The organism is Rhodospirillales bacterium RIFCSPLOWO2_02_FULL_58_16, from assembly GCA_001830425.1.
Classification (GTDB): Bacteria; Pseudomonadota; Alphaproteobacteria; order Rhodospirillales; family 2-02-FULL-58-16; genus 2-02-FULL-58-16.
This window is the reverse complement of the sequence record MIAA01000006.1, coordinates 1-16181: the sequence shown is the minus strand read 5'-3', so window position 1 is coordinate 16181 and position 16181 is coordinate 1. Positions and strand designations below refer to the sequence as shown.

Below are 16181 nucleotides of genomic sequence, written 5' to 3'. Positions count from 1 at the left end.
CAGCCGAAAAAATACGATTTCTTGCAAATCCGACTACGTCAAATCGCTAAAACCGCCCGGCAAATCAAGGGCGTTCGGAGTTTTTAACAGGGGACTTGGTAAGGAGGGGAAAGTGCCGAGGCCGCTATGGGTCAATAATTATTGCCGCTGGTATTACAGCTTGGCGATGTCGGCGACGAATCTGGCGAAGATTTGACTCAGAGCCTTGTCGATGGCGGCGACGGCGGCGGCCACGGTGTTTGAATCGGCGTCGGCGCCGATGCCGTAAGTTTCGAGAATCAGCAGTTTGCCGGAAGCGGTTTCCGTCAGCGCCATTTCAAGCTCGACCATGGCCCTGGGCTTGTCGCCGACTATCTTTTCCAGGCGCTTGATCTTGCCGGTGATCACATATTTGGGATCAGCGCGTATTTCATGAGTAACCACCTTGGGAGCGACATTGGCGGCGCGCAGGTAAGCGATTAACTGATCGCGCACCATGATCTTAGGCGGCTCGGCCCAGAAGTGATAATGGTATTCCTTCAACTCGTTGGGCTTTGACGCTTCGCTGTGAATGACGTTGCGCCCATCGACCAGGCCGTCGGCGGAAAGCTCCACCTCCACCGTTCCTTGCAGCAAGGGCGCGCTGAAAGGAGCCTCGGGCATGGAAGCCCGCAGACGATAGAAATAGTCCGTCGGCACCTCGGGTTGGGCGCACGCCGCCGCCGCGACAAGAAGGACGACGGCTAAAATCAAATTCTTCAATCCGTTTTTCCCTTGCGAAATCATTTAACGGTCGCCTCGTCCTTGGGCGGGACGCCGCCCAGCAGCAGACCGGGATTTTGCCGTATTTGCCGACTGAATTCATACATGTTTCTGGCGGCGCCTTCCATATTCTGGTTCACCGAGTCGATATGACGGGCCACCGAGTCCACTACATGACGTAAATCGGTAAGCGATTTTTTGATATCCGACTTGTTTTCGACGACCGTGGAATTTATGGACAGAAGCAGATCGTCCACCGCGCCCCGCGTTTTGCCGAGATCGCCGGAAAGCCTGGCGAAGTTTTCAGAGGCGGCGTTCATGTTGGTCAGCAAGGCTTCCATCTTCACCCGGTTATCCGTTGACAGGAAGGCGCTCAACTCGTCGCTGCTGCTGTTCATCTTGCCGGAGAAACTCTCGATATCGGCGGCGATCTTCGGCAGCCGTTGCGACATTTCCCGGGCCAGAGAACTGAGTTCCTTCAACAACACCTCGGCGTTTCCTTCCATCAGGCCGCCGAAAGACTCGGTGGTCTTTCTGACGCTTTCAAGCAGCGGCCTGAGACTGTTTTCGGCCAACTCGGTGATCTGGCCGGCGACGGAGGACATGACGGCGAACAGATTTGCCGCTTCCCTGCCGGCGATGATGTCGCCCGGTTTCAGGGCTTGCTTGCTGACTCCGGCATGGATGCTCAACGTGATGGCGGAAAGCAGGCCGGGAGCGGCGATTTCGGAGATGCTGTCATCGGGGATGCGCCAGCCCTTCTTGACGTTAAAGTCAACGCGAAAGCGCATGCCGCCATCCTCGACGACGGGAGTAACCTCCTCCACCTGACCTATAGGAAAGCCTTCGTATAATACCTGGGTGCCGAACTTGACGCCGGTGACGTTCTTGTAGATCACATAGTAGGCGTCGGTGGCGATGGTCCTGCCCGACAGCATGGCGATGGAATACACCAGCCCCACCAGCATGATCAGGACAAAACAGCCGACGACCAGATAGTTGATTTTATCATTCTTCATGGAGCGGCCCCCCTGCCCTCTTTTTCGCCGGTAAGTCTTCTCAAATATTCGTCGGGATCAAGTATTTCTTCTTCGGTGCTGCGACTCAGCAAATTCTGTATGCGTTCATTTTTGCTTGCCTTCAACTCGGCGACGGCGCCGACAAAGAGAATATCGCCTTTATCCAGAACAGTTATGCGATCAGCAATCTTGAAAGCGCTTTCCAGCTCGTGAGTGACCACCACGATGCTCATGCCCATGGCGTCGCGCATACGCAAAATCAGATCGTCCAGCGCCGAAGCCACCACCGGATCGAGGCCGGCCGACGGCTCGTCACAGAACAGCACCTTGGGGTCCATGATGATGGCGCGGGCGAAGGCGGCGCGTTTTATCATGCCGCCCGACAGCTCCGACGGCATCAAATTCTCGAAGCCGGCCAGGTCCACCACTTCCAGCTTCATCCGCGCCATGATTTCCATGGTCATCCGGTTCAGTTCGGTGTGTTCGCGCAGCGGCAGCATTATATTCTCGCCCACCGTCATCGAACTGAACAAGGCGCCGCCCTGAAAAGCGACGCCGATCTTCTTGCGCAGTTCAAACATCTCCGCAACGCTGAGCGAGCCGACATCGACGCCCAGCAGATGAATGGAGCCGGAAGTGGGCTTCTCCAGCGCCATCAGGTGGCGCAGGAAGGTGCTCTTGCCCGAACCGCTGCCCCCCATGATAACCATGATCTCGCCCTCATGGATGTCCAGGTTGATGCCGTTCAGAATTCGGCGCGTCCCCCAATGGGCGACCAGATTCCTGACCTGGATCACCGGAGTGCGCCGGGCGTTTTCCGCAGACGCGCCCATTACTGAATCGCCACGAAGGCGAATATCATGTCGGTGATCACGATAGCGATAATCGCCTGCACCACGGCCCGCGTCGTCACCTTGCCCACGCCCTCGGCGCCGCCTTTGACCAGGGCGCCGTTGGTGATGCCGATAACGGCGATAAGGACGGCAAAGATAACGCTTTTGCCCAAGCCGTGGATCAGATCGTCAATCGACAGAATATCGATGGTCTGATCCACATAGGCGGCCATGCTGATGCCCAGATCAATGTTCACATACAGCCCCGCCGCGTACAGGCCGATAAAGTTGTTAAACAGGGTAAGGGAAGGAACCATGATCACCATGGCCAGCAGCGCCGGAACCACCAGATAACGCACCGGGTTGATCCCCATGACGTTAAGGGCGTCAATCTCCTGGTTGATGGTCATGGTGCCGAGCTTGGCGGCCAGCGCCGAACCGGAACGACCGGCGACCAGGATGCCGGTGATCAGGGGCGCGAACTCCCGCGTGACCGAAAGAGCGATGCCGAAAACCACCCGCGATTCCGCGCCGAAAATCCGCAGCGAGTAAATACCCTGGATGGCCAGCATAACGCCGATGGTGCTTCCCATCAGAGCGATAATAGGAATGGCGAAAATGCCGATCTCCATCATCTGGGCGAATATCGCGTTGACGCGCACCGGCTGACGCATGCGCGGCCCCATGAACAGCCAGTATACGCTTTCGCCGAACAGCGCCCCGTAGGTCCCAAGCTCCTCAATGGCGGCAACGGTAGTCCGCCCCAATTTCTCGATGAAGCGGGCCGTAAAATTCCAGGCTTTGCTGAGAGTTATGGACATTCGTCAGGAGTTTGCCGCCAGACCGTCTTTGATGGTTTTGTGGATGGTGAATATCTTGTCCAGACGCGCCAGATGAAGAACGCGCAATGCTCCTTCGCTTACATGGGCAAGGGCGAAATCGAGGCCTTTCTTGCGCGTGCTTTGCAGCGCCTCGACCAATGACGCAACGCCGGAACTGTCGATATAGCCGACTTCCGACAGATCAACCAGGATCGGATGGCCTTTTTTCACGCACTCCATAAGTATCTTGCGCGCCGCCGGCGAACTTTCCAGATCAACATCGCCCTTGAGGCAAACGATGGTTGTGTTGTTTTCTTCCCTGATTTCATGTTTCATTGCGGATACTCACGTTAATCGTTTTACCATCTTCAAAAGGTTACCGCCATCAACCGGCGGCGGCAAGAAAACTACTTCATCCATGATCTCGCGGATGAGATGGGTGCCGAGGCCTCCCGGACGCACGTCGCTCAATTTTCGCGGCTTGACCCTGGAAACATCAATTACATCGGCGAAATCCCTGAGCAAAATAGTTATTTCATTTCCGCTACGGCGAATTTGCAGGATGATATCTCCGTCCGTCCGCCCTTTATAGGCATGGCGAATGACATTTTGACAGGCTTCATCGACGGCGAGAACAATATCCTTGGCCGTTTTTGAGTCATAGCCGTACAATTCAGCCGCCGCCAGGACCAAAGAACGAACCAGCTTCAGGCGATTGGGGTTGGAGGGGAATTTGAGTTTAAGCAGGCGTTCGCCGTCATAGTTTTCCGAGGGGATTATCTCGACGCCGGCGTGCATCTCGGAAAAACCATGTTGAGGATTATCCTCAATGACCAGAAGCGTCAGGTCGTCGCGCAACGCGCGTCCGCCGCAGTCAATGCGGGAGACGATCGCTTCCAGGCGTTCAGGCGCCGTAAGCATGCCGTTATCGGCAATGAATTTTTTCAGGCCGTCGACCTGAAACTCGCTTCCATCCTCAAGATAGCCCTCGGTCACTCCGTCGGTGAACACATAGAGAGCGCCGCCGTCAAGGTTCAGTTCCACCTCAGGAAACCCGTCTTCCCCCGCCGGCGGGAGCAAAATTCCAAGCGGCGGCGCCTCCGCCGGCAACGCCGTGAAATTGCCGTCGCGGTCGTGATAAAGCGGCGGCTCGTGACCGGCGTTGGCGAGGCGGACAATGCCGGTCTTGGGATCGAAAACGCCGCCGACCATGGTCACGAACATGCCGCGAGTGGCGGTCTCGCAGATTTCGGCGTTGATCTTGGCGAGCAGCCGTCCCGGCTCGTGAATGGTCTTGCCCAGGCAACGGAACAGGCTGGCCGTCTTCGCCATCATAAGGGCGGCGTTCATGCCTTTTCCGGAAACGTCGGCAAGATTGAAGCAGATGCGTCCGTCTTCCAGCGGAAAAAAGTCATAGAAATCGCCGGAAACCATGCGCGCCGGGCGGTTGACGCCATGCACGGGAAAAGTCTCGTCGCGGTTCTCGGGCAGAAGGCTGCGCTGGATTTCCGCCGCCAGTTCCAGTTCGCGTTTCATCCTTTCCTGTTCGACCAGGGCCTTGGCCATGCGGGCGTTGAGAACGGCCAGGGCCGCCGATGAACTCAAGGCGTGGAGAAGATGCAGATCGGCATCGCTGAACAGGCCGTCGCCGTCCACCTTGTTGACCAGTTCGATGGCGCCGATACGCTGGTTCTGAACGCGCATCGGCGCGCACAGGATGGAGCGGGTGGTAAAGCCCGTCTTCTCATCAACCGACTTGTCGAAGTTGGGGTCTTGGGAAACATCGCGGACGATCTCGGCGACGTTGTTCTGCACACAGCGCCCGACGATGCCCTCGCCGCTGTTAAGGGTCAGGCCGGTTATCTCGGTTGCGCCGGAACAGGCGTGGCAGCGCAGGACGGCGCCGGTTTCATCAAGCAAAAACAAGGCGCCGCCGACGGCGTTCAGATGCCGGGTGATATGCGCCAGAGCCTTTTTAAGCGTGTCCTCGATATCGAGGGAGGCGGCAAAATTCTGCCCCATAAGAGCCAGCAGCTCAAAATGGTCGGCAATATGCTCCCCGTCCCCGACCACGGGAGATTCCCCGGTTGTCTGCGTATCCATGGCGACAATATGCTATGAAAAGGACGCCTTGGGCAACCAAAGGAAATTTTCGATACCATACTTAATTCCAGACGCGGACTTGTTTACTTCGTCGCTTATGTCTAGTCGAAGGTTAACGGACGGGATTGAAAAAACAGCTTTGAATTTCCCTTAGTTGCTTAACGCATCCGTTTTGGGGCATATTGTCGCCTTGGCCGACGGCCCCCGCGAAGTCTGCGGCGGAAGTCCAAGACGTTCAAAACCAAGCCCCGCCGCTCTGCCACGGCTTGCCCTCGGCTTTTGTTGAAATTTTTGGGGAAAGTCCTGTCACAAATAGTTCTTGAAATAATATTCTCGAGTCACTACCACGAAAACGAGTCTCGATAAGGAGCAGAGCATGGGACAATTAAATCGCATTACCCAACAGCCCGATGTGATGGGCGGAAAGGCGTGCATCCGTGGAATGCGCGTTACGGTCGGCATGGTCGTGGGACAAATCGGCGCGGAGCACAGTGTCGATGAAATCCTTACCGACTACCCCTACCTTGAGCGTGAAGATATCATGCAGGCGCTTCGCTACGCCGCATGGCGAGCGGAAGAACGCGAGGTCATGCTGGACATTGCGTGAAGTTGCTCGTTGATATGAACCTTTCGCCGCGCCGGGTCGAATTGCCGGCCGACTCCGGCATTGAGACCGCGCACCGGTCAAGGCTTGGGGCGAAGAATGCGCCGGACTCGGAAATCATGACCTACGCCGGCGCGAACGGCTATGTGGTGTTCACTCACGATCTGGACTTCGGCGCGATCCTCGCCGCGAGCCACGGCGAGAAGCCCGGCGTCGTGCAAGTCCGCGCCGACGATGTCAACCCGGACATGATCGGGAAGCAGGTCGTTGTCGCCCTGCGGCAGATGGCATCTGAGCTGGAAGAAGGCGCGTTGCTCACCGTTGATCCGAACCGCACGCGCTTGCGTGTGCTTCCTTTGCGCCCCAAGGAATCATGGTGATCTGCAAACCGCAAATTCATCGCAATAACGCATAGTCCGCACGTTATGCACTGGTGAGTCCATCACAAAGGCAGGGCCGAATGTTATTGCCCGACATGTATGTCTCGCGATAGGACCGCATAAATTCAACCTGATGCATCACCAAATTCAAAATGCTTTTCCCAATGGCGTTAATTAATCTTAGGCTTGATATAGCCACAGTGTAATGGTTAGCTGTTGAATGAACAAAGAATCCACGGTCTCCGGCGGCGATCATAGCGCCATCGCCTACAACGAAGAAGTCATTAAAAAGTTCGTTATTGCCGCTGTTTGCTGGGCGCTGGTCGGTTTCATGGCCGGGGATTTCATCGCCTTGCAACTGGCCTTCCCGGCGCTGAACCTGGACCTGGAATGGACCACGTTCGGGCGTCTGCGCCCGGTGCATACATCGGCGGTTATCTTCGCCTTCGGCGGCAATGTCCTGCTCGGCACCTCGCTGTATGTGGTGCAGCGAACCAGCCGGACGACGCTTTTCGGCGGGCCGGGCGTCGCCGACTTTATCTTCTGGGGCTACCAGATTTTCATCGTGCTCGCCGCCTCCGGGTATGTGCTGGGCATCACCCAAAGCAAAGAATACGCCGAGCCGGAGTGGTATGTTGACCTGTGGCTGACGATCATCTGGGTGCTGTACCTGGTCGTCTTCGTCGGCACCATCGTCAGGCGCAGGGAACCCCATATCTATGTGGCCAACTGGTTCTATCTGGCCTTCATCATCACTATCGCCATGCTGCATATCGTCAACAACCTTGCGGCACCAGTGTCATGGACCGGGACCAAGAGCTACATAGTGTCCGCCGGGGTGCGCGACGCCATGATCCAGTGGTGGTACGGACACAACGCCGTCGGCTTTTTCCTCACCGCCGGCTTCCTGGGCATGATGTACTATTTCATCCCCAAACAGGCGGAGCGTCCGGTCTACTCATACCGGCTCTCCATCATCCACTTCTGGGCGGTAATTTTCCTTTATATATGGGCCGGTCCCCATCATCTCCATTACACGGCGTTGCCTGATTGGACGCAGACGCTGGGCATGACCTTCTCGATCATGCTGTGGATGCCGTCGTGGGGCGGCATGATCAACGGCTTCATGACGCTGTCGGGGGCCTGGGACAAGCTGCGCACCGACCCGGTGCTGCGCTTCCTGGTGACCTCGGTCGCCTTCTACGGCATGAGCACCTTCGAGGGGCCGATGATGGCGATCAAGGCGGTCAACAGCCTCAGCCATTATACCGACTGGACGGTAGGCCACGTCCACGCCGGGGCGCTGGGCTGGAACGCCTTTATCAGCTTCGGGGCGCTGTACTACATGGTCCCGAAATTATGGAAGCGCGAGCGCCTGTATTCGATCAGGCTGGTGACGCTTCATTTTTGGATCGCCACCCTGGGAATAGTGCTCTACATCACTTCCATGTGGATTTCCGGCATCATGCAGGGACTGATGTGGCGGGCCTATGACGAACTGGGCTTTCTCCAGTATTCGTTCATCGAGTCCGTTTCGGCGATGCACCCTTACTATGTGATCCGGGCTGCCGGCGGATTCCTGTTCGTCATCGGCGGCTTTATCATGGCCTATAACCTGTGGCGGACGATTCGCGGCGACATCCGCGATGAGGTCGCCTATGAGGCGGCGCCCCACGCCGTTCATCAGCAAGGCGGCGCCGCATGAAACACGAACTGCTGGAAAAGAACGTCATCCTTCTGGCTATTTGCATTCTGGTCACGGTGTCGATCGGCGGACTGGTGCAGATCGTGCCGCTCTACACCATCGAAAACACCATTGAAAAAGTGGACGGCATGCGCCCCTACGCGCCGCTGGAGCTGGCCGGCGCCAATATCTATATCCGCGAGGGCTGCTATCTGTGCCATAGCCAGATGATCCGCCCCTTCCGCGACGAAGCGGAACGCTATGGACATTACAGTCTGGCCGCCGAAAGCATGTACGACCACCCCTTCCAGTGGGGATCAAAACGCACCGGGCCGGATCTGGCGCGGATCGGCGGCAAGTACTCTAATGATTGGCATGCCGCCCACCTGATCAACCCGCGCAACGTTGTTCCGGAATCCGTCATGCCGCCCTATGCCTTCCTGGCGAGGAAGGAGCTTGCCTTTAACGATGTCGCCGAGCACCTGAAGACATTGCGCGCCGTCGGCGTCCCCTATACGGACCAACAGATCGACGAGGCCGCCCATGACCTGAAAGCCCAGGCCGGCGGCGACGAGGACGGCGCAAAAGAGCTTATGGCGCGTTATCCCAAGGCGCCCATCGGCGACTTCGACGGCGATCCGACGCGGCTGACCGAGTTGGACGCCGTCATCGCCTACCTGCAAATGCGGGGCGTCCTGATTGATTTCACCACTTTCGATCCCGAACAGGCGAAGCGTTAGGAACATGGAATCCGTATATCAATTCATCGGAACGGCGTGGGTATTCTGGATGATGGCCGTCTTCTTCGGAATTGTCTTCTGGGCCTTGCGCCCTAAGAACAGGAAGCGCTTCGAGGACGCGGGGATGATCCCGTTCAGAGACCATTTGAACGGAGGCGCCGGTCATGGCGGAAACTGAAAAGGACGCCTTGACGGGAAAGACTATTTCCCGCCTTGAAAGCGAAATCGACCTGCTCACGAATACCGCACCCGCCTGATCATGCCGACGCCACCCGATCAACCGAAGATTTACCACATCGTTCATATGGATAGGCTCGCTTCGATCATTGGCGACGGATTCTTGTGGTCCGACGCGGAGATGACCCGGCGCACCGAACTGGGGACCTCTATCGGTATGCTCAATATCAAACAGCGGCGCCTCACTTTGCCGGTCGATTGCCATAAAGATACCTATGTCGGAGAGTATGTCCCGTTCTACTTTTGTGGTCGCTCCGTCATGCTCTACCTGATATACAGAGGAAACCATTCTGAATTAAGCTATCGGGATGGGCAGGAGCCGATCATTCACATGGAGGCCGATCTGCACAGCGTAGTTGCGTGGTTAAAGGGTGAAAACAAGCGATGGGCGTTCTCGTTGTCCAATGCCGGAGCCAATTATACCCAGTTCCGCTGCGATCTGGCGTGTCTGGGTGAAGTGAACTGGCCTGCTATTGCGGCTACGGATTTCCGCAAGGCGGACATCAAGGAAGGGAAACAGGCTGAATTTCTGGTGTACGGTTCCTTTTCATGGCAACTGGTGAGCCGCATCGGCGTTCATTCGCAAGCAGTGGCGCAAAAGGTGGCGACTGTGCTGCGAGACGTACCCCATCGGCCAGCCGTCGAGATTCGTCCCGAATGGTATTATTGATAGAGGTGTCAGCATGGTGAAATACACAAAAGGCGATATTCTTGCTGCCGACACCGAAGCCTTGGTCAATACAGTCAACTGTGCTGGCATCATGGGCCGTGGCATAGCACTTCAATTCAAAAACGCCTTCCCGGAGAATTTCAAGGCCTATGAGCTTGCCTGCCGGAAGGGCGAGGTGCAGCCCGGTCGGATGTTTGTCTTCGACACGCATAGCTTGACAAATCCGCGCTATATTATCAATTTTCCTACCAAGCGTCACTGGCGCGGCAAAAGCCGGATGGGGGACATTGACTCCGGTCTGACGGCGTTGGCCGGTGAGATCCGTGCGCGTGGTATCCGCTCTATCGCCATCCCGCCGTTGGGTAGCGGCCTTGGTGGACTCAACTGGTCTGATGTACGTTCGCGCATCGAACAGGCGCTGCGGGGCGTCAATGACCTCAATATTGTCGTCTATGAACCGGGCGGTGCGCCGGATGCAAAAACCATGGCCGTGTCACACGAGGCGCCAACGATGACACCCGGTCGGGCGGCGCTGGTAGTCCTGATTGACCGCTATCTGAGAGGGCTTCTTGACCCTTTTGTCACTCTGCTGGAAGTCCATAAGTTAATGTATTTCATGCAGGAAGCCGGGCAACTGCTGAGGTTGAAGTATGTGCAAGCACCTTATGGCCCCTATGCTGAGAACCTTCGCCAAGTGCTGAAGAAGATCGAAGGGCACCTCATCTCAGGCTACGCCGATGGCGGCGATGCGCCGGACAAGCAGCTTGAACTGGTGCCAGGCGCTGTGCCGGATGCAGACGCATTCCTTCATGGCAACGTCGAGACTCGCGCTCGATTCAACCGTGTTGCCGACCTCGTCGAAGGGTTCGAGACGCCTTTCGGTTTGGAGCTTCTCTCAACCGTTCATTGGGTCGCCGCCCATGGTGGCGCCATATCCGTCAAGGACGTGATCGCCAAAACCTATGCCTGGAACGAACGCAAGCGCCAATTCAATCCGCGCCAGATCGAATTAGCGGTGCTGGTGCTGGCCAAGAAGGGCTGGATCACCTCCGATATCGCTGCGGGCCACGCATGACAATCGACACCACTTTCGATCCCGAACAGGCGAAGCGTTAGGAACATGGAATCCGTATATCAATTCATCGGAACGGCGTGGGTATTCTGGATGATGGCCGTCTTTTTCGGAATTATCTTCTGGGCCTTGCGTCCGAAGAACAAGGGGCGCTTTGAGGACGCGGGAATGATCCCGTTCAGAGACCATTTGAACGGAGGCGCCGGTCATGGCGGAAACTGAAAAGGACGCCTTGACGGGAAAGGCCACCACCGGCCACGAATGGGACGGCATCAGGGAACTGAATACGCCCATCCCCGGATGGTGGCGGCGCACCTTTTATGCCTGCATCCTGTGGTCGATCGGATATTGGGTGTTGTATCCGGCCTGGCCCGGCTTCAGCAGCTACACCAAAGGGATTCTCGGCTACTCGGCGCGGGGCGCGCTGACCGAGGAATTGTCGGCGGCCAAGCAGAGTCGCTCGGTCTGGCTTGACAGGTTCAAGACGACGCCGATCAATGACATCGTCAAGGATCAGGAATTGCTCAACTACGCCATGGCCGGCGGACGGATGATCTTCGCCGACAACTGCGCGCCGTGCCACGGCGCCAACGGCTCCGGCAGGCCGGGCTTTCCGGTGCTGGCCGATGACGACTGGTTGTGGGGCGGCGCCCTGGACGACATCAAGACCACCATCACCTTCGGCATCCGCTCCGCTCACGCCGACGCCAGAAGCAGCGAAATGCCCGCCTTCATCGCCGTCGCCGAACACGACGGCAAGGATGACGATGACGGCCTCAAACAGAAAGATATCGAGGCTGTCGCCGACTATGTCATGTCTCTCGCCAAGGGCGGGAAAGACAATGGCGAGGGCAAGGAAGCCTTCGAGAGCAACTGTTCAGCCTGCCACGGCGAAGACGGCAAGGGACTTCAGGAAGCCGGCGCTCCCAACCTGACCGACGGCATATGGCTGCACGGCGCGGGCAGGGATGCCGTTATCAGGCAGGTCACATCTCCCAAACACGGCGTCATGCCGACCTGGGAAGGCCGTCTGGACGAAGCGTCCATCAAGCAGGTCGCCATCTATGTTCATTCCCTGGGCGGCGGAAAATAGGAAGCCCATTGAATCAGTGTGTTACAAATTCTGTCATGCACGGGCTTGACCCGTGCATCCACGTCTTCCTGACACGAAAACGGCAAAAAGAAAGACGTGAATGGCCGGATCAAGTCCGGCCATGACGATTCTGCGTATGTGTAATGACAACGGTCAACATCAATGACCGTTGCATTTACTTCCGACCGGGACGCGCCGCTTTACGCCCCGCATGAAAAAATCTATCCGCAAAGCGTCAAAGGAACTTTCCGCACCCTCAAATGGAGGATCAGCCGGCTGTTGCTCGGCATCTATTTTTTGACACCGTGGCTGCGCTGGGAGCGTGGACCGGGTGCGCCGACTCAGGCGGTCCTGATGGATATCGACGGACGACGCGCCTACTTCTTCATGTTCGATATATGGCCGCAGGAAGTCTACTACCTCGCCGGACTCCTTATCTTCGGAGCGGTGACGCTGTTCCTGGCGACGGCGTTGTGGGGGCGGGTGTGGTGCGGCTTTACCTGTCCGCAAACGGTGTGGACCGACCTCTTCATGTTGGCGGGGCGCATCATCGACGGCGACCGCAACAAGCGCATGAAGCTCGACAAAGCGCCTATGTCGCTGAACAAAGCCGCCAAAAGAATCCTCAAACACGCCGTCTGGCTGGTTATCTCGGTTCTCTCCGGCCTTACCTTTTTGTTGTATTTCAACGACGCGCCGACGGCGACTATCGACATCCTGACCGGCCACGGCGGTCCCTGGGTCAGCGCCATCGTCATCCTGCTGACGGTAACCACCTATGTCTTTGCCGGAATGCTGCGTGAGCATTTTTGTATTTACATGTGCCCATGGCTGCGCTTCCAGGGCGCGATGTTTGATGAAGATTCGCTGCTCGTCACCTACGAGGAATGGCGAGGCGAACCTCGCGGCGTCGCCAAGGTCGGCTCTTCATTTGACGGACGCGGACATTGTATCAATTGCTCAAAATGCGTCCTCGTCTGCCCCACCGGCATTGATATCCGCAACGGCCAGCAGGTGGAATGTATCGGCTGCGCTCTGTGCATCGACGCCTGCAACGGCGTCATGAACAAGTTCGGACTGCCGCCCGGCCTGATCACCTACGATTGCGAAACAACACAGGTGGCGCGGGCCAAGGGTCAATTGAAGAAAAGCCGCCTGCTGCGCCCGCGCACCGCCGCCTATGCAATTATCCTCGTTCTCATCGCCGGATACATGTCTTATGACTTTATCTCACGCAAGAATCTGGCGATCAATGTGCAGGCGGACAGGTCGCCGCTGTTCGTCAGCCTGTCGGACGGCAGCATACGCAACGGATATACTTTCAAGATTCTCAACATGGAAAACGAGTCAAGAAACTTCACCTTGAGCACGCGGGGAATAAAGGACGCCGCCCTGCACGTCATCGGCAATGAGGTTGACGAAGCGGACACCGTCAATCTTGCGGTCGGCCCCGATAAAGTCGGCGCCTTTCGGGTTTTCATCAGGGCTGTTCGGAAAAATTTATCCGGCAAGGCCACCGCCGTCACCTTCCTGCTCAAGGACAAGAAAACCGGTGAAGTTTTTGAACATAACGCCAAAGTCAGAGGGCCGGGAGGATGACCGAAATACGCGAAAAAGGATGGTGGTATCCGTGGATATTCGTCGGCTTCATGGGGTTTGTCGTGGCGGTCAATATGCTGCTGCTTTTCCTGGCCGTCAGTACATTTTCCGGCCTTGATACGGAACGCGCCTTCGAGAAGGGCATCGACTATAATAAGGCCTTGGCGGGAGCCGGAGCGCAAGCCGGGTTGGGTTGGAGCGTCGCCTTCGCCTTTCGCCCCGAACGCGACGCGACGCGACGGGGCAAAATCGCCGTCTCGGCCAAGGACCGCGACGGTCAGGCGCTTTATGACCTGACGGTAAAGGCGTTTTTGATCCGTCCTACCTCCCAAGGCTCCGACATGTCCGTCGATCTTGAGAACCTCGGCAACGGCGACTACGCCGCCGCTGTGAGTCCGCCCCTGCCGGGACGCTGGATCGTCCGCGTCCACCTCTGGCGCGGACAGGACAGTTTTCAGATGAAACAGGAAATTATGGTTCCGTGAATAACTGTCTGCATTGCGGCTTGGAGATTCAAGAATCCTCCGGTTTTTGCTGTAACAGCTGCAAGGCCGCTTACGGATTGATCAAGGGAATGGGGCTTGAAAACTACTACCAACGCCGTGGTTTTTATTCCGCCATCCGCCCTTTGCAACACGAAGATACCGCCGCCATTGATTACTCAAGCCATGTGATAAAGGGGGCCGGAGGCAAAAACCGACTCCACCTGATGGTCGAGGGCATGCAGTGCGCCGCCTGCGTATGGCTGATCGAGTCGGTTCTGACGCGCCGACCCGGCGTACTGTCGGCGCGCCTCAACATGAGCACCCGCAGGCTTGTCCTTGAGTGGCGGGACGGCGAGGCTGACGCCGGAGCGCTGATCAATGCCGTAACCACCCTCGGCTATCGGCTGGTTCCCTACGATCCGGCGCTGCTGGACAGCGAAGACAAGCGACGGGAAAGGGAACTGCTGCGCGCCCTGGCGGTGGCCGGGTTTGCCGCCGGCAATGTCATGCTGCTGTCGATTTCGGTATGGGCCGGTCACGCCGAAGGCATGGGACCGGCAACCAGGGGACTGTTGCATTGGCTGTCGGCGTTGATCGCTTTGCCGGCCGTCGCTTATGCCGGGACGCCCTTCTTCCGCTCCGCACTGTCGGCGCTGAGGGCGAGACGCCTCAATATGGATGTGCCGATCTCAATCGGGGTGATTATGGCCTGCGGCATGAGTCTGTACGAAACCATCACCGGCGGCGAACACGCCTATTTCGATTCCGCCATTTCCCTGCTGTTCTTCCTGCTGGTGGGCCGCTATCTGGATCATCGCGCTCGCGGACGGGCGCGTTCGGCGGCAGAGCACCTGCTGGCGCTGGGCGCCGTCGCCGTCACCGTCATCAAGCCGTCGGGCGAGCGCGTTATCATGCCGCCGCCGCAAGTGGTCAAGGGGATGACGGTGCTGGTCGCCGCCGGCGAGCGCATCGGCATTGACGGAACCGTCATCACCGGCGACAGCGAAGCCGACATGTCGCTGATCAACGGCGAGAGTATGCCGGCGAAGGTGAGTCCGGGAGATCGCGTCTTCGCCGGTTCCCTCAATCTGTCCAACCCGCTGACCATCCGAAGCGACGCGGCGGGGACGGATACCCTGCTGGCGGAAATCGTCCGCATCATGGAAGTCGCCGAGCAGGGGCGAAGCCGCTATGTCGCCCTCGCCGACCGTATCGCCGGGCATTACGCGCCGGTGGTTCATGTGCTGGCGCTGACCACTTTTCTCGGCTGGCTGCTGATAGGCGGAGCCGATTGGCGCCAGGCTATGGTCAACGCCATCGCCGTGCTTATCATCACCTGCCCTTGCGCGCTGGGTCTGGTCGTGCCTGTGGTCAACGTCATCGCCTCGGGGAGGCTGTTTCGCCGTGGCGTTCTGATCAAGTCGGGGACGGCGCTGGAGCGTCTGGCCGAGACCGATATCATTGCCTTTGACAAGACGGGAACGCTGACCACGGGCCGTCTCGAACTGAAGAAAGAAAATGCCGCCGATGATGAAGCCTTAATCATGGCCGCCTCCCTGGCCGGAGCCAGCCGTCACCCCCTGGTCCGCGCCCTGACCCGCGCCGCGCCGACGACCAAGCCGGCCGACGGCGTCAAGGAAGTTCCCGGCTGCGGCCTGGAATTGGGCGAAGTTCGCCTCGGCAGCCGCTCGTGGTGCGGGGTCGGCGAGGACGAAAGCGCCGATCCGGAACTGTGGCTGACCCGTCCGGGGGCGGCCCCGGTTCGCTTTGCCTTTGAGGATCGCCTGCGCGCCGACGCCGCCCGAGTAATAACGGAACTGAAGAACATGGGCTATCAAGTGGCGTTGATCTCCGGCGACCGCCGTTCGGCGCTGTCCTCGGTGGCCGACGCCCTCGGCATAACAGACCGGCAAGCCGGCATGACCCCCCAAGATAAATGCCGCCGCCTCGATCAACTGGCCGCCGAAGGAAGGCGCGTGCTGATGGTCGGCGACGGCCTTAATGACGCTCCGGCGCTGGCTTCCGCCTACGCCTCGCTGTCGCCGTCAACGGCCATGGACATCAGCCGAACCGCCGCCGACGCGATATTCCAGGGCGATC

At 58.0% G+C, this 16181-nt stretch carries 16 protein-coding genes; 10 read left to right on the top strand and 6 right to left on the bottom strand.

The window, feature by feature from the left end:
* Positions 1-153 precede the first annotated feature (153 nt).
* From A3H92_04175 to A3H92_04150, 6 genes are read right to left on the bottom strand one after another with little or no spacing between them, the layout of a single operon-like run.
* On the bottom strand, positions 154-765 hold the full coding sequence (locus tag A3H92_04175; protein ID OHC76271.1) for a hypothetical protein: 612 nt from the start codon (positions 763-765) through the stop codon (positions 154-156).
* Positions 762-1760 (bottom strand): hypothetical protein, encoded by a 999-nt coding sequence (locus tag A3H92_04170; protein OHC76270.1) that lies wholly within the window; start codon positions 1758-1760, stop codon positions 762-764. Before A3H92_04170 ends, A3H92_04175 begins: the two co-directional genes overlap by 4 nt.
* The gene (locus A3H92_04165; protein ID OHC76269.1) at positions 1757-2593 is read right to left on the bottom strand and encodes an ABC transporter ATP-binding protein; all 837 of its coding nucleotides are present in this window, start codon (positions 2591-2593) and stop codon (positions 1757-1759) included. The genes A3H92_04170 and A3H92_04165 overlap by 4 nt, the downstream gene beginning before the upstream one ends.
* On the bottom strand, positions 2593-3414 hold the full coding sequence (locus tag A3H92_04160; GenBank protein ID OHC76268.1) for an ABC transporter: 822 nt from the start codon (positions 3412-3414) through the stop codon (positions 2593-2595). Before A3H92_04160 ends, A3H92_04165 begins: the two co-directional genes overlap by 1 nt.
* 3 nt (positions 3415-3417) lie before the next feature.
* The gene (locus A3H92_04155) at positions 3418-3750 is read right to left on the bottom strand and encodes an anti-anti-sigma factor (GenBank protein ID OHC76267.1); all 333 of its coding nucleotides are present in this window, start codon (positions 3748-3750) and stop codon (positions 3418-3420) included.
* A 9-nt stretch (positions 3751-3759) separates the two neighbouring features.
* On the bottom strand, positions 3760-5517 hold the full coding sequence (locus tag A3H92_04150; GenBank protein ID OHC76266.1) for a hypothetical protein: 1758 nt from the start codon (positions 5515-5517) through the stop codon (positions 3760-3762).
* A gap of 376 nt (positions 5518-5893) precedes the next feature.
* Here A3H92_04150 and A3H92_04145 point away from each other — a divergent pair, with 376 nt between their 5' ends.
* From A3H92_04145 to A3H92_04100, 10 genes are all read left to right on the top strand, one after another.
* Positions 5894-6124 (top strand): hypothetical protein, encoded by a 231-nt coding sequence (locus tag A3H92_04145; protein OHC76265.1) that lies wholly within the window; start codon positions 5894-5896, stop codon positions 6122-6124.
* On the top strand, positions 6121-6501 hold the full coding sequence (locus A3H92_04140) for a hypothetical protein (protein ID OHC76264.1): 381 nt from the start codon (positions 6121-6123) through the stop codon (positions 6499-6501). The genes A3H92_04145 and A3H92_04140 overlap by 4 nt, the downstream gene beginning before the upstream one ends.
* 220 nt (positions 6502-6721) lie before the next feature.
* Complete coding sequence (locus tag A3H92_04135; GenBank protein ID OHC76263.1) at positions 6722-8206, top strand: cytochrome-c oxidase, cbb3-type subunit I; 1485 nt, start codon at positions 6722-6724, stop codon at positions 8204-8206.
* Positions 8203-8925 (top strand): cytochrome-c oxidase, cbb3-type subunit II, encoded by a 723-nt coding sequence (locus tag A3H92_04130; protein OHC76262.1) that lies wholly within the window; start codon positions 8203-8205, stop codon positions 8923-8925. Before A3H92_04135 ends, A3H92_04130 begins: the two co-directional genes overlap by 4 nt.
* Positions 8926-9184: 259 nt before the next feature.
* Positions 9185-9832: a hypothetical protein gene (locus A3H92_04125; GenBank protein OHC76261.1), complete on the top strand. Its 648-nt coding sequence runs from the start codon at positions 9185-9187 to the stop codon at positions 9830-9832.
* Between the two features lie 13 nt (positions 9833-9845).
* Positions 9846-10907, top strand: a complete 1062-nt coding sequence (locus tag A3H92_04120; GenBank protein ID OHC76260.1) for an Appr-1-p processing protein — start codon at positions 9846-9848, stop codon at positions 10905-10907.
* Positions 10908-11112: 205 nt separating this feature from the next.
* Positions 11113-11997, top strand: a complete 885-nt coding sequence (locus A3H92_04115; protein ID OHC76259.1) for a cytochrome-c oxidase, cbb3-type subunit III — start codon at positions 11113-11115, stop codon at positions 11995-11997.
* 162 nt (positions 11998-12159) lie between these two features.
* The gene (locus tag A3H92_04110) at positions 12160-13596 is read left to right on the top strand and encodes a cytochrome c oxidase accessory protein CcoG (protein ID OHC76258.1); all 1437 of its coding nucleotides are present in this window, start codon (positions 12160-12162) and stop codon (positions 13594-13596) included.
* Positions 13593-14081, top strand: coding sequence for a hypothetical protein (locus tag A3H92_04105; protein ID OHC76257.1), 489 nt, complete (start codon positions 13593-13595; stop codon positions 14079-14081). Before A3H92_04110 ends, A3H92_04105 begins: the two co-directional genes overlap by 4 nt.
* Positions 14078-16181 (top strand): copper-translocating P-type ATPase (locus A3H92_04100; GenBank protein OHC76256.1); only part of this gene is annotated, 2104 nt, incomplete at its 3' end. The genes A3H92_04105 and A3H92_04100, both read left to right, overlap by 4 nt.